Annotated in this window: 13 protein-coding genes and 1 riboswitch; of the genes, 8 read left to right on the top strand and 5 right to left on the bottom strand. The window is 60.4% G+C overall.

Features of this window, described 5'->3' with window-relative positions; genetic code table 11:
- Positions 1-27: 27 nt before the first annotated feature.
- A riboswitch (S-adenosyl-L-homocysteine riboswitch) is annotated at positions 28-133 on the top strand.
- 21 nt (positions 134-154) lie between these two features.
- The 4 genes from ahcY (at position 155) to FFI16_RS28915 (ending at position 5,563) form a co-directional block, all read left to right on the top strand.
- Positions 155-1,564, top strand: a complete 1,410-nt coding sequence (gene ahcY / locus FFI16_RS28930; RefSeq protein ID WP_017139412.1) for an adenosylhomocysteinase — start codon at positions 155-157, stop codon at positions 1,562-1,564.
- A 116-nt stretch (positions 1,565-1,680) separates the two neighbouring features.
- The gene (metF, locus tag FFI16_RS28925; RefSeq protein ID WP_138813498.1) at positions 1,681-2,526 is read left to right on the top strand and encodes a methylenetetrahydrofolate reductase [NAD(P)H]; all 846 of its coding nucleotides are present in this window, start codon (positions 1,681-1,683) and stop codon (positions 2,524-2,526) included.
- Between the two features lie 131 nt (positions 2,527-2,657).
- Positions 2,658-3,449, top strand: a complete 792-nt coding sequence (locus tag FFI16_RS28920; RefSeq protein ID WP_138813497.1) for an ABC transporter substrate-binding protein — start codon at positions 2,658-2,660, stop codon at positions 3,447-3,449.
- A gap of 221 nt (positions 3,450-3,670) precedes the next feature.
- A complete protein-coding gene (locus FFI16_RS28915) occupies positions 3,671-5,563 on the top strand; it encodes a DEAD/DEAH box helicase (protein ID WP_138813496.1) in 1,893 nt (630 codons plus the stop codon).
- 60 nt (positions 5,564-5,623) lie between these two features.
- Here FFI16_RS28915 and FFI16_RS28910 read toward each other — a convergent pair whose 3' ends face one another.
- Positions 5,624-5,998, bottom strand: coding sequence for a nuclear transport factor 2 family protein (locus tag FFI16_RS28910; RefSeq protein WP_138813495.1), 375 nt, complete (start codon positions 5,996-5,998; stop codon positions 5,624-5,626).
- A 127-nt stretch (positions 5,999-6,125) separates the two neighbouring features.
- Here FFI16_RS28910 and FFI16_RS28905 point away from each other — a divergent pair, with 127 nt between their 5' ends.
- Positions 6,126-7,010, top strand: coding sequence for a LysR substrate-binding domain-containing protein (locus FFI16_RS28905; RefSeq protein ID WP_138813494.1), 885 nt, complete (start codon positions 6,126-6,128; stop codon positions 7,008-7,010).
- 61 nt (positions 7,011-7,071) lie between these two features.
- On the opposite strand, the gene FFI16_RS28900 is transcribed toward FFI16_RS28905, so the two are convergent.
- Positions 7,072-7,668: a YceI family protein gene (locus tag FFI16_RS28900; protein WP_026013867.1), complete on the bottom strand. Its 597-nt coding sequence runs from the start codon at positions 7,666-7,668 to the stop codon at positions 7,072-7,074.
- Positions 7,669-7,700: 32 nt separating this feature from the next.
- Positions 7,701-8,252 (bottom strand): cytochrome b, encoded by a 552-nt coding sequence (locus FFI16_RS28895; RefSeq protein WP_138813493.1) that lies wholly within the window; start codon positions 8,250-8,252, stop codon positions 7,701-7,703.
- A 273-nt stretch (positions 8,253-8,525) separates the two neighbouring features.
- On the opposite strand from FFI16_RS28895, the gene FFI16_RS28890 reads away from it, so the two are divergent.
- Entirely contained in the window at positions 8,526-9,932 is a 1,407-nt protein-coding gene (locus FFI16_RS28890; protein ID WP_138813492.1) for an adenosylmethionine--8-amino-7-oxononanoate transaminase, read from the top strand.
- Between the two features lie 91 nt (positions 9,933-10,023).
- Complete coding sequence (locus tag FFI16_RS28885) at positions 10,024-10,743, top strand: 16S rRNA (uracil(1498)-N(3))-methyltransferase (RefSeq protein WP_138813491.1); 720 nt, start codon at positions 10,024-10,026, stop codon at positions 10,741-10,743.
- Positions 10,744-10,852: 109 nt separating this feature from the next.
- On the opposite strand, the gene FFI16_RS28880 is transcribed toward FFI16_RS28885, so the two are convergent.
- Both FFI16_RS28880 and FFI16_RS28875 read right to left on the bottom strand, forming a co-directional pair.
- The gene (locus tag FFI16_RS28880; protein WP_138813490.1) at positions 10,853-11,755 is read right to left on the bottom strand and encodes a transporter substrate-binding domain-containing protein; all 903 of its coding nucleotides are present in this window, start codon (positions 11,753-11,755) and stop codon (positions 10,853-10,855) included.
- A 31-nt stretch (positions 11,756-11,786) separates the two neighbouring features.
- On the bottom strand, positions 11,787-13,028 hold the full coding sequence (locus FFI16_RS28875; RefSeq protein WP_138813489.1) for a D-amino acid dehydrogenase: 1,242 nt from the start codon (positions 13,026-13,028) through the stop codon (positions 11,787-11,789).
- A 108-nt stretch (positions 13,029-13,136) separates the two neighbouring features.
- Between FFI16_RS28875 and FFI16_RS28870 the strand changes: the two genes are divergently transcribed.
- Positions 13,137-14,039, top strand: a complete 903-nt coding sequence (locus FFI16_RS28870; RefSeq protein WP_138813488.1) for a LysR family transcriptional regulator — start codon at positions 13,137-13,139, stop codon at positions 14,037-14,039.
- Positions 14,040-14,112: the final 73 nt, after the last annotated feature.

The raw sequence follows: 14,112 nt of genomic DNA, 5'->3' as shown, positions 1-14,112 counted from the left end.
CTTCGATTGATACCGTTCTCCCGCCACCTGTCCGAGGGGCGCTGCAGCAGGTTCAACCTGTCAGGCTCGGATGGGGCGTTGTCCGGCCTGGTTAGCCAGCTGGATACTAAACGCACAACGGCGCCCATTCGCACACTACGAATGGAGGCTCTTCATGAGCGCTGTAATCACGCCTGCAGGTTTTACCGACTACAAAGTCGCCGACATGTCCCTCGCCGCCTGGGGCCGTCGCGAAACCTTTATCGCCGAATCCGAAATGCCAGCCCTGATGGGTCTGCGCCGCAAGTACGCCGCTGAGCAGCCGCTCAAAGGCGCGAAGATCCTCGGCTGTATCCACATGACCATTCAGACTGCCGTGCTGATCGAAACCCTGGTTGCCCTGGGTGCCGAAGTACGCTGGTCGTCCTGCAACATCTTCTCGACACAAGACCAGGCCGCTGCTGCTATCGCGGCTGCCGGTATCGCGGTTTACGCCTGGAAAGGCGAGACCGAAGAAGAGTACGAGTGGTGCCTGGAGCAAACCATCCTTAAAGATGGCGCGCCATGGGATGCCAACATGATCCTCGACGACGGCGGCGACCTGACCGAGCTGCTGCACAAGAAATACCCGCAGATTCTGGACCGCGTTCACGGTGTGACCGAAGAAACCACCACCGGCGTACACCGCCTGCTGGACATGCTGGCCAAGGGCGAGCTGAAAATCCCGGCCATCAACGTCAATGACTCGGTAACCAAGAGCAAGAACGACAACAAGTACGGCTGCCGTCACAGCCTCAACGATGCCATCAAGCGCGGCACCGACCACCTGCTGTCGGGCAAACAAGCCCTGGTGATCGGCTACGGCGACGTGGGCAAGGGTTCGTCCCAGTCCCTGCGTCAGGAAGGCATGATCGTTAAAGTCTCCGAAGTCGACCCGATCTGCGCCATGCAAGCGTGCATGGACGGTTTCGAAGTGGTTTCGCCGTTCATCAACGGCCAGAACGACGGCACCGAAGCAAGCATCGACAAAGCCCTGCTGGGCAAGATCGACCTGATCGTGACCACCACCGGCAACGTGAATGTTTGCGACGCAAACATGCTCAAAGCCCTGAAAAAGCGCGCTGTTGTCTGCAACATCGGTCACTTCGACAATGAAATCGACACCGCTTTCATGCGCAAGAACTGGGCATGGGAAGAAGTGAAGCCGCAGGTACACAAGGTTCACCGTACCGGCGCTGGCGATTTCGACCCGCAGAACGACGACTACCTGATCCTGCTGGCTGAAGGCCGCCTGGTTAACCTGGGCAACGCCACCGGCCACCCAAGCCGCATCATGGACGGCTCGTTCGCCAACCAGGTACTGGCACAGATCTTCCTGTTCGGCCAGAAGTACGCCGACCTGTCGCCCGCCCAGAAAGCCGAGCGCCTGACCGTGGAAGTACTGCCGAAGAAACTCGACGAAGAAGTGGCCCTGGAAATGGTCCGCGGCTTCGGCGGCGTGGTGACTCAACTGACCAAGACCCAGGCCGACTACATCGGCGTGACCGTTGAAGGTCCGTTCAAGCCGCACGCTTACCGTTACTGATATGCCTGCTGCCTGCTCTCTCTGCGAGAGCGGGCTTTTGTGGGAGCGGGCTTGCCCGCTCCCACATTCAATCGGTGCATGACTTGCGGTTTTATGAGTTTCCAAGGGTGTTAACCATGTCCCAAGACCGTCGCTACAGCTTCGAGTTCTTCCCGACCAAGACCGATGCTGGGCATGAAAAACTGATGGCGACTGCCAAGCAGTTGGCCAGCTACAACCCCGACTTCTTCTCCTGCACCTACGGCGCCGGCGGCTCGACCCGTGACCGCACGTTCAGTACCGTGTTGCAGCTCGAAAATGAAGTCAAAGTTCCCGCCGCTCCGCACTTGTCGTGCGTGGGCGACAGCAAGGCCGAACTGCGCAGCCTGCTGACCCAATACAAACAAGCCGGCATCAAGCGCATCGTCGCCCTGCGTGGCGACCTGCCGTCCGGCATGGGCATGGCCAGCGGTGAGCTGCGCTACGCCAATGACCTGGTGAGCTTCATCCGTGAAGAAAGCGGCGATCACTTCCATATCGAAGTGGCGGCTTACCCGGAGATGCACCCACAGGCGCGTAATTTCGAAGACGACCTGCAGAACTTCGTGCGCAAGGCCAATGCCGGCGCCGACAGTGCGATCACCCAGTACTTCTTTAACGCCGACAGCTACTTCTACTTTGTCGAGCGTGTACGGGCCATGGGTGTGAATATCCCTATCGTGCCGGGCATCATGCCGATCACCAACTACAGTAAGCTGGCGCGCTTCTCCGATGCCTGCGGCGCTGAAATCCCACGCTGGGTGCGCAAGCAACTGGAAGCTTATGGCGATGACGTCAAGAGCATCCAGGCGTTCGGTGAGCAGGTCATCACGCAGATGTGTGAACAATTGCTGCAAGGTGGCGCGCCAGGGTTGCACTTCTACACCCTGAACCAGAGTGAACCCAGCCTGGCCATCTGGAACAACCTCAAGCTGCCACGCTAAGGCTTGCTTGGTAACGCCAAGGCCCTCGTTTATACGAGGGCCTTTTTAGTTTTAAATGCGCCACATCAACTTGCCCGCGAATGCGTGTGCCAGAGCTTCTCTTTAGCGCAGGAGCATCGTAACCTCAGGGTATGCCTGTCATTCTCAAGCTGTTGACCGCCGTGCTTTTCGCTTGCCTGAGCTTCACCGCTTACGGCGAGAAATTGCGCATTGTCACCGAGCCTTGGGCGCCTTATGTGTACGACGACAAGGGCAGCATGCGCGGCCTGGATTACGAAACCACGGTGATCGTGTTCCAGCGCCTGGGGGTGGAGGTGCAATGGCAATTCCTGCCCTGGAAACGTTGCCTGGCCATGCTTGACCAAGGCCACGCCGATGGCGCCCTGGATATTTTCCACAGCCATGAGCGCGACGCCTTGCTGCTTTATCCCAGCGAACCGTTGTCGGCTGTCGAGTTCGTGCTGTTCTATGCCAACGACCGCCCTCACCCGGCCCAAACCCTGGATGACTTGCGCGGGCTGACGGTCGGCACGTCGCCGGGCTATCTGTATGGCGAGGCCTTCAGCGAATCCACCCTGTTCGACCGTGAGCCGGCACCCAGCCATGAAGCCAACTTCGGCAAACTGTCGTTGGGCCGCATTGATCTGGTGATTACCGACCGTCGAGTCGGCCAGCATGTGATCAAGGCCATGGGCCTGGAAGGCAAGGTCAGCCAGGCGCCGCTGGTGGTCAGCCGTCAGCCGCAATTTTTGGCCGTGCGCCGTGGCGCCGGCATGGACCTGCTGGTGCAACGCTTTGCCGCCGAGCTCAAGCGCTTCAAGCAAGAGCCTGCCTACGCAGCCTTAAGCGCCAAATATGGCGGAATCCAAGCCAATACAGCCCCGGAACACACCGTTGAGCAGCAGGAAAGCGGCGCGCCGTGATTGCTCTGTTATACTCCGGCCTTTCCGCCAGGCTCACGCCCGGCCGCTGAGGTCTTGAAAAAGGCACCTAACCCAGCTACTGCGCAGCTTTCAGCCCGCGCGAGCCGGTGGAGTGCCCGCCAGACGCAGCAGGACCGGACGGGGTTGCGCTCCCCTAAGCGCCATTCACGCCCGGCAAGATTATCCCTTTGGGCCAAGCCCTAACTAAAACAGGATTACTCATGTCCTTTGCTTCCCTCGGTCTCTCCGAGGCTTTAGTCCGCGCCATCGAGGCAGCGGGCTATACCGAGCCTACTCCGGTGCAACAGCGGGCCATTCCCGCCGTGTTGCAAGGTCGCGACCTGATGGTTGCGGCGCAGACAGGTACTGGTAAAACCGGTGGTTTCGCCCTCCCGATTCTGGAGCGGTTGTTCCCCAACGGTCACCCGGACAAATCCCAGCGTCACGGCCCGCGCCAACCGCGCGTACTGGTCCTGACCCCCACCCGCGAACTCGCCGCCCAGGTGCACGACAGCTTCAAGCTGTATGCCCGCGACTTGAAGTTCGTCAGCGCCTGCATCTTCGGCGGCGTCGGCATGAACCCACAGGTTCAGGCCATGTCCCGTGGTGTTGACGTGCTGGTCGCCTGCCCGGGTCGTTTGCTCGACCTGTGCGGCCAAGGCAGCGTCGACTTGTCCCATGTGGAAATCCTCGTGCTGGACGAAGCCGACCGTATGCTCGACATGGGCTTTGTCCATGACGTGAAAAAGGTGCTCGCGCGCCTGCCGGCCAAACGTCAGAACCTGCTGTTCTCGGCAACGTTCTCCCAGGACATCACCGCCCTGGCCGGCAAGCTGCTGCACAACCCGGAACGCATCGAAGTCACGCCGCCGAACACCACGGTCGAGCGCATCGAGCAACGCGTGTTCCGCCTGGCCGCCAGCCACAAGCGCTCGCTGCTGGCGCACCTGATTACCCACGGCGCGTGGGAGCAGGTGCTGGTGTTTACCCGCACCAAGCACGGCGCCAACCGCCTGGCCGAGTACCTGGACAAACACGGCCTCACCGCCGTCGCCATCCACGGTAACAAGAGCCAGAACGCGCGCACCAAAGCCCTCGCCGATTTCAAGGCCGGCACTGTGCGTATCCTGGTCGCCACCGATATCGCCGCGCGCGGCCTGGATATCGACCAATTGCCACACGTGGTCAACTTCGAACTGCCGAACGTCGATGAAGATTACGTGCACCGTATCGGCCGTACCGGCCGTGCCGGTCGTTCGGGCGAGGCCATTTCCCTGGTTGCTCCGGACGAAGAAAAACTGCTCAAAAGCATCGAGCGCATGACCAAGCAGAAAATCGCCGACGGCGACCTGATGGGCTTCGACTCCAGCGCCGTGGAGGCCGAAAAGCCTGAAGCGCGTGAGCGTCCGGACGTGCGTAACCCACGCAACCCACGCGTTCCGAAGGGCGATGGCCCGAACGGCGGCGGTGGTGGTGGTGGCCGTCGCGACAAGGGCAAAGACAAAGGCGGCAAGGAAAAAGCGCCTACCAACGGCCGTGGCGAACGCCCAGCCCGTGAGCAAAAGCCCCGTGAAGGCACCCCGGCCCGCGAACAGCGCCAGCCGAGCCAGCCGCCACGCGCCGCCGCCGACCGCGCCCCGGACGAGTTCCTCGACGACGATGTGGATAACTTCGGTAACCGCGTTGACTACGTGCCCCAGGCCAAGCCGGCCCAGGGCCGTGGCCGCCGCCCAGGTGCCCCGGCACAGGGCGCGGGCGCAGGTACAGGCGCCCCACGTGGCGGCCAGCCACAGGGCGGTCGTCAAAATGGCCCACGCAACAGCAGCGGCGGTACCACCGGTACGCCACCTGCCAAGCGCAACGGCCCGCGCAATGGCGCACCTCGTGACGGCCAGGCCCGTCGTGAAGACTCGCGCAGCAACAACCGCCGTCCGGCCCGTGACGACCAGCCACGCTTGTCGGAACCCGCCGTGCAGAACCCGCGCGGTGGCCCGGCGCCGAAAATCATCCACAAGGAGTCGAAAGCGGATCGCTTCCCGACACCTGAGCAGTTGGATCAACTGCCAGGCCGCCCTCGTGGTGAAAAACCTGCGTTGCTGACCCGCAACCGCTGAGTTTTCGACGCTAAAAAAACGCCCCGATTAGTCGGGGCGTTTTTGCATCCAGTCAGCAGCTTATTGATCAGCCACTTCACCGGCCTTATGAAAAAGCTTGGCGAAGATCATCCAGCGGCCGTCAACTTTCATCAGGTTCAAGTAATCAATCATCACGTTATTGAACAAGCGCAAACGCACTTTGACGATGGCCATTTCCGGCGACATCACGTCGATCATCAATACCTCATCCAGCTGCGGAAAACCGCCTTCCTGCGGCGACTTACGGCCTTGGACCATGCTCCGGTACTCATCGAACGGTCGCACGACCACCGTCGAATTCTGCGCGCTGTATAACACGCAGCCGCGATGGAAGACTTGATCGAACTTATTCAAGTCCTGCGTTTGCAGCACACTAAAGTAATCGTTCAGAAACGCTTGAATCTCTTCAATCATGGTTCACAACTCCCGACAGTTTCAGCACGGTGTTATTTGAATAAATAACTTGCCGTCATTATCGGTAGCCCGCTCATTTCACGTATAGCGGCTATTATTAGGCTTTCTTGTGAAAGGAATTCACACATTGAAACTGCCCCCTCTTGCCGCACTGCGTGCTTTCGAGGCCTTGGCCCGACTGGGCAAGGTAAACCTGGCCGCCCTTGAGCTGCACGTGACCCACAGTGCCGTCAGCCATCAGATTCGCGCACTTGAGGATTACCTGGGCCTCGCCTTGGTCATGCGCAGCAAACGCACGCTGATGCTGACGGATGAAGGCCGCGTGTATGCCTATCAGATCCGGCAGGGGCTGGGCGAGATCGCCGGAATCACCGAAAAACTGATGGCTAAAACCAGGCACCCACAGCTGACCGCTTCGGTGCTGCCCTCCTACGCCATGCATTGGTTGTTGCCGCGCTTGCATGATTTCAGGGCCGCCCACCCCGAGCTGCACTTGCGGCTGGAGTCGAGCATGGAGTTCGCCAGCTTCGAGCAAGGCCCGCTCGATTGCGCGATTCGCTTCGGCCATGGCCAGTGGCCGGATGTGCATTGCGAAGCGTTGATGGGGGACTCATTGCTGGTGGTCGCCGCGCGCGACTTCAACCACGGTGTGCTGCCGGACACGGCGCAAGCCGTCCTTGAGCAGCCATTGCTGCATGCCAGTGAGAGCTGGCCGATCTGGCTGGGCGCCGCCGGTATCGAAGGGCAACGCCCGCAAGCGCCGCTGGAGTTTACCGATTCCACGTTGATGCTCGAAGCCGTGCGGCTCGGGCACGGCGTCGCGCTGACCCGCCGCTCGATTGCCCATGCGCTGATTCAACGCGGGGAACTGGTGCGGCTCACCGACATTGAGCCGGCGCACACGTCACGTTACTACCTGGTCTGGCCCGCCGGCAGCAAGCCTTCGGCGCAACTGATCTTGTTGCATGACTGGCTCAAGGACCAAGTGAAGACCTACCAAGAAAGCCTTTAAACAATACACAGCAAAACGCCGACCCTGAGGTCGGCGCTTGGCGTTTGGAACAGCGAAATAATTACTTCGCTTTGACGCCTTCAAAAGTCACGTACAGCTCAACAGTGTTGGACGCTGGGCCCAGGTCCATCTGCTTGCCGAAGTCCTGACGGTTGAAGGAGGTAGTGCCTTCAAAGCCGGCACGGTAGCCGCCCCATGGATCCTTGCCTTCGCCCAGGAACGTAGCCTTGACCACGATCGGCTTGGTCACGCCGTGGAAGGTCAGGTCGCCGGTTACGTCGGCAGTGACTTGGCCTGCAGCATTTTTACCGGTGGTTTTGACGCTGGTGGAGACGAACTTGGCATCAGCAAACTTGCCAACGTCCAGGAAGTCTTTGCTGGCGATGTGCTTGTCACGTTCGGCGTGGTTAGTGAACACGCTGGCGGTACGGACGTTGAACTCGATTTTGCTGTCTTCAGGCTTAGCAGCGTCAAAGCTGAACTTGCCGTCCAGATCCTTAAAGGTACCGGTGATGAAGCTGTAGCCCAAGTGGCTGATCTTGAAGTCAACGAAGGCGTGCTGGCCTTCCTTGTCGACAACATAGTCAGCGGCCATCGCCGAACCTGCGGACAGCAGTGCGGAACCGATTGCCAGAGCGGCGAGAGTCTTTTTCAACATGCTTTCTATTCCTTGTGAGTCGAGGTTGAACATCAGGCTTTGCGTCCCAGCATTCGCGTAAGGGTCGCATCACGATCGATAAAGTGGTGTTTAAACGCAGCCACGCCGTGCAAACCGGCGAAGACCACCAACACCCAGGCCAGGTACAGATGCACCAAGCCGGCGTTATCTGCCTGGTCCGGTAGCCCGGAAACCACGGCAGGAATTTCAAACAGGCCAAACACCGGAATACCGACACCGTCTGCGGTGGAAATCAGGTAACCGGCGATCATCACGGCAAACAGCCCGAGATACAGGAACGCGTGGCCAAACGCAGCGCCAATTCGCGTCATTCGGCTGTAGCTGGCCAACGGTGGTGGCGGCGGGCTGACAAGGCGCCAGACGATACGTACCAGCATGATGGCGAACAGCGTGATGCCAATGCTCTTGTGCAGATCGGGCGCGTCTTTGCGCCAGGCGCTGTAGTAGTCGAGGCCGACCATCCACAGGCCCAGCGCGAACAAACCGAACACCACCAAGGCTACGCCCCAGTGCAAAACAATGCTGACCCAACCATAACGGGCCGATGAATTACGTAGCTGCATGTCCCAAATCCCGTAAGAGCTGTGCCCAAGACTAGCGATTTACCTATCGAATTAAAGCGGAAAATTTCGCTTTGAAATATCGAGAAATACGATCAAGAGAGTATGCACAGTACGTTAACAATGGATTAAGGACTATCCCTAAGAAACGTGACAGATCGTCCTGCCTTTACTGCCAATTCATCCGTAATGGGTTGTGACGCCGCCTGGCATTGCATAGGCTTGCGCGATTGTTTCGCCTGCGCCGGGCGCAGGGCCGCTTCGAGGAGATAACCGATGGGCTTGAATAACCAGTGGATGCAACGCGACCTCGCGGTGCTGTGGCATCCCTGCACCCAGATGAAAGACCACCAGCAACTGCCGCTTATCCCGATCAAACGCGGTGAAGGCGTATGGCTGGAAGACTTCGAAGGCAAGCGCTACCTCGATGCCGTCAGTTCCTGGTGGGTCAATGTGTTCGGCCACGCCAACCCGCGCATCAACCAGCGCATCAAGGATCAGGTCGACCAACTGGAACACGTGATCCTCGCCGGTTTCAGCCATCAGCCGGTGATCGAGTTGTCCGAACGCCTGGTGGCGATGACGCCCGAGGGTTTGACCCGCTGCTTCTACGCCGACAACGGCTCGTCGTGCATCGAAGTCGCGCTGAAGATGAGCTTTCACTACTGGCTCAACCGTGGCCTGCCGAACAAGAAACGCTTCGTCACCCTGACCAACAGCTACCACGGCGAAACCATCGCCGCGATGTCGGTGGGCGATGTGCCGTTGTTTACCGAAACCTATAAAGCCTTGCTGCTGGACACCATCAAGGTGCCGAGCCCGGATTGCTACCTGCGCCCCGAGGGCATGAGCTGGGAAGAGCACTCACGCAATATGTTCCTGGCCATGGAACACACCCTGGCCGAAAACCACGCCAGCGTCGCCGCCGTGATCGTTGAGCCGCTGATCCAGGGTGCCGGCGGCATGCGCATGTACCACCCGGTGTACCTCAAGCTGCTGCGTGAAGCCTGCGACAAATATGGTGTACACCTGATCCACGACGAAATCGCCGTCGGCTTCGGCCGCACCGGCAGCATGTTCGCCTGTGAGCAAGCCGGCATCCGCCCGGACTTCCTGTGCCTGTCCAAGGCCCTCACCGGCGGTTACCTGCCGCTGGCCGCTGTGGTCACCACCGACGATGTGTACGACGCTTTCTACGACGACTACCCAACCCTGCGCGCCTTCCTGCATTCCCACAGCTACACCGGCAACCCGCTGGCATGCGCGGCTGCCCTGGCGACCCTGGATATTTTCGAAGAAGACAACGTCATCGAAAACAACAAGGCCCTGGCCCAGCGCATGGCCACCGCCACCGCGCATTTGGTGGACCATCCGCACGTGTCGGAAGTACGCCAGACCGGCATGGTGCTGGCCATCGAGATGGTCCAGGACAAAGCCACCAAAACCGCCTACCCGTGGCAGGAACGCCGTGGTTTGAAGGTGTTCGAGCATGCCCTGGAGCGCGGCGCATTGTTGCGGCCGTTGGGCAGCGTGGTGTATTTCCTGCCGCCGTATGTGATTACGCCGGAGCAGATCGACTTTTTGGCCGAGGTGGCCAGTGAAGGTATCGATATCGCCACCAACAGCAACGTCAGTGTTGCGGTGCCGAAGGACTTCCACCCAGGCTTTCGTGATCCGGGTTAATTGAGTTCACTCAACTGATCGGGTGCCGGGTCTACCGCTATCGCGGGCAAGCCCGGCTCCCACAGGTTTTGTATTTTTCCAGAGAACAGAAATGAGACTGTCCCGCTTTTTCACCGACACCCCGCTCAGCATCGGCGAGCATGAATTGCCCGAAGCCCAGGCGCATTACATCAGCCGCGTATTGCGCATGGGCGATGGCGATGCCGTGCAATTGTTCGACGGCTCCGGCCAGGAATTTCTCGGCACCTTGCTGGAGGTCGGTAAAAAACGCGTCACCGTGCAACTCACCGAAAGCTTTGCGGGCCAGACCGAATCACCGCTGCACATCCACCTCGGCCAAGGCCTGTCGCGGGGCGAGCGTATGGATTGGGCGATTCAGAAAGCCACCGAGCTGGGTGTGAATGCAATCACACCGATCTTCAGCGACCGCTGTGAAGTGCGCCTCAAGGACGAACGCGCTGACAAACGCTTGCTGCACTGGCGCCAGGTGGCGATCAGCGCCTGCGAGCAATGCGGGCGTTCGACGGTGCCGGTGATTCACCCGCCGCTGTTACTGGCCGACTGGTTGAAGCAAGCCGAGGCGGATTTGAAGCTGGTGCTGCACCCGGTAGCTGAGCCGATGGTCAGCCACGCCAAGCCATCGAGCCTGGCGTTCCTGATCGGGCCGGAAGGTGGCTTGACCGACACTGAAGTGCAAGCGGCCCAAGGCGCCGGCTTCCACGCCGCCCGCCTCGGCCCGCGAGTGCTGCGCACCGAAACCGCGCCAGTCGTGGCATTGAGCGTGGCCCAGCAACTGTGGGGCGACTTCTAATTACACACCCAATCGAATGTGGGAGCTGGCTTGCCTGCGATAGCGTCGGCACATTCAACACCGCTATCGCAGGCAAGCCAGCTCCCACAGTAATCGGGTTAACACTTCGCTATTCCACCGGGTCACTCACTGGCCTGGCAATAATCGCCTTCAACTCGCGGGTCATGGGGAACTCAAGGTTCAAGCCCTTGGGCGGAATCGGCTGTTCAAACCAGCGCTGGTAAATCCCGTTGATCTCCCCGGAGCGGTACAGGTCCGCGAGCGTTTCGTTGACCACGGCGAGGAACTGCGGGTCGTCCTTGCGCAGCATGCAGCTGTAAATCTCCCGCGATTGCTCCTTGCCCACCACCACCCAGTGGTGCGGGTCTCGGGCCTTGGCGCGCTCGCCGTAGAGCAATGCGTCATCCATGTAGAACGCCACTGCGCGGCCGGTCTCGAGCATCTTGAACGCTTCGCCATGGTCCTTGGCGCTGATCACAAACATATTGGCTTTGTGCTCGGCGTTGTAGCTCTTCAGAAAGCGCTCATTGGTGGTGCCGGCCGTGGTCACCACGTTCTTGCCCTTGAGGTCTTCAAAGCCCTGGATGCCACTGTCCTTGGCGGTCAGCAACTGGCCCTTCACATAGATAAACCCATAGGAAAACGCCACCTGCTTCTGCCGCTCGGCCGTCACGCCCGTGGAGCCGCACTCCAGATCCACGGTACCGTTCTGCACCAGCGGAATACGGGTTTGAGAGGTCACCAGGTTGTACTTCACGTTGAGGTCCGCCAAACCGGTTTTCTGCTGGATGCGCTCGACGATCCTGTTCGCCAACTCCACCGAATAGCCCATGGGCTTGCCGCTGCTATCGCCCACATAGGAAAACGGCACCGAGGCATCGCGATACCCCAAGGTGATCGACTTGGCATTCGCGATCTTGCTCAAGGTGCCGTCCAGCGCGGCTTCATTGGCCTGAACCTGTGCGCCAAACAACAGCCCCAGGGTGCAGCCGGTCAACAGGATTTTTTTCATTGTTATTCTCCGTTGGTGGGTGTGAGTCCAATTATGCAGCGCGGGGCGTGAGGCCCTGCATATCGATGGAAGGTGCGTGCTCGCTGATCAGTTCGGCCAGCAATTGGCCGCTGCCGCAGGCCAGGGTAAAACCCAGCGCGCCGTGGCCGAGGTTCAGCCACAGGTTGCGATAGGCGCTGGCGCCGATCAGCGGCACGCCGGTGGGTGTCGCCGGGCGCATGCCGGCCCATTCGACGGCTTGGCTGTAATCGCCGGCCGTTGGGAATGTCTCCATGGCCTGGCGTTTCATCAAGGCCAGGCGTTTGGGCTCAAGGCGCGCATCAAAGCCGACGATATCCACCATGGCCGCGACCCGCAGTTGCTCGCCGATGCGCGCATACACGATCTTGCGGTCATAGTCGGTGACACTCACGTTCGGCGCCTGGTGGTGCGCGCCAATCGGTACGTTCAGGCTGTAGCCCTTGAGCGGATACAGTGGCAACGACAACCCAGGCAAACCCAGCTCGGCGCTGCGATGCCCGGCTGCGAGCACCAGTTGATCCACCGCCATCACCTCGTCACCCAACTCGATGGCCTGCACCGCACCGTCGGTGTGGCGTATGCGGGTGACCTTGCGGCCCAGCAAAAACCTGCAGCGCCCCGAGGCCTCGAGCCGGGCTGCCAGCCGTTGGCAGAAGGCGTGACAGTCAGCCACTTCCTCGTTCGGCGTGTAGATGCCACCGAGAAAGTCGGCGCCCATTAACGCTGGCTCCAAGTGCGCACAATCGGCCACGGACACCACTTGCTGCTGCACGCTATTGCTGACCTTGCTGCGCGCATGTTCAAAGGAGGTGGCATTGCGAAACGTCACCAGTTTGCCGTTGCGGCGCCAGTCGAAGCCATTCAGGTGATCGCCTTCGCGCCATTGCTCCAGCGTGGCCTGGCTCAAGGACGCCAGGCGCAGCAGGTGCGCGGCATTGCGCGTGTTCACCGAGCCACGGCAGGCGCCGATAAAGGCCGCCATCCAGCGCCATTGTTGCGGGTCGAGTTTAGGGCGCAACTTTAACGGCGAGTCACCACGCAGCAACCAGCCGATGGCTTGCAGCGGCACGCCTTTGTCGGCGAGCGGCGCGACATAGCGGTAAGACAGTTGCCCGCCATTGGCGAAACTGGTCTCGCTGCCCAGGCTGTCCCGCGCTTCGATCACTGTCACCTCATGGCCCGCACGCACCAAGGCATAGGCGCTCGCCAAGCCGATAACGCCACCACCGATGATGCAAACCCGCTTGGCCATTGCTGCCACCCGCTGTTGAATTGACTGGCCTTAAGCCTAGGGCCAGGTGACAGGCCGCCGACAATGAATAAAGATGGGTTACCTATAAACAAAGGTTATGGACTTGCCATGCGCTTGCGTCATATCGAGATCTTCCAGGCCATCCGCCAGACCGGCTCCGTCAGCGGCGCCGCGCAGCTGTTGCACGTCTCGCAACCGGCGGTGACCAAGGTGCTGCAGCACGCCGAGTTGCAACTGGGCTTTGCGCTGTTTTTACGGGTACGCGGCAAGCTGCAGCCCACGCCGGAAGCGCTGGCGCTGGAAAGCGAAGTCGAGAAAGTCACCGAAAGCCTGCAAGGCGTGCGGCGCCTGGCCAAGAGCCTGCGCCGCGAGCCGGGCCAACGGGTGCGCATTGGTGCGATTCCGGCACTGGCCCTGTCGCTGCTGCCGCCGGCGATTCTGGAATGGAAACGCGACTACCCGGACATTGCCTGCGAGCTGTCCAGCGACCATAGCCGCGAGCTGGTGCAGAAACTGTTGATGCGTGAGATTGACCTGGCGCTGACGCTCAACTTCTCCGGCCATCCGGGGCTGACCACCCAAGTGCTGGCCAATGGGGTGTTGGTGGCGTTGGCGTCAAAGGGTTATTGGTCGGATGCGCAGTTGAGCAAGCCACTGCCCTTGGCAGACCTGACGGGTGCGCCATTGGTTGGCTTGTCGAGTGCCGACCCGTTGGCCGCCAAGCTTGACAGCTACCTGGAAAGCGTCGATCCACCGCCACGGGTGAGTATTGCCGTGCAGACTTATTCTCTGGCGCGGGCGATGGTGGAGTCCGGTGCCGGGTTGACGGTGATCGATCCGTTCACGGCCTTGGGCGCATCAACGGCGACCACCTGCATTCGTCCGCTCACGCCGCCGTTGCCGATCACGCTGTACGCCCTGACCCGCGCTGATGAGCCGCCGCCGCATATGTTGGCGAACCTGTTGGACATTTTCGGCAACCGAGCGCGAGAGCTGCTGGAACGCTTGTAATGTGGGAGCTGGCTTGCCTGCGATAGCGTCGGCACATTAAAACCGCTATCGCAGGCAAGCCAGCTCCCACAGA

Origin of the sequence: Pseudomonas sp. KBS0710 (assembly GCF_005938045.2) — a bacterium.
GTDB lineage: Bacteria > Pseudomonadota > Gammaproteobacteria > Pseudomonadales > Pseudomonadaceae > Aquipseudomonas.
The sequence above is the reverse complement of the archived record's forward strand: the minus strand, read 5'-3'. Positions and strand labels throughout refer to the sequence as shown.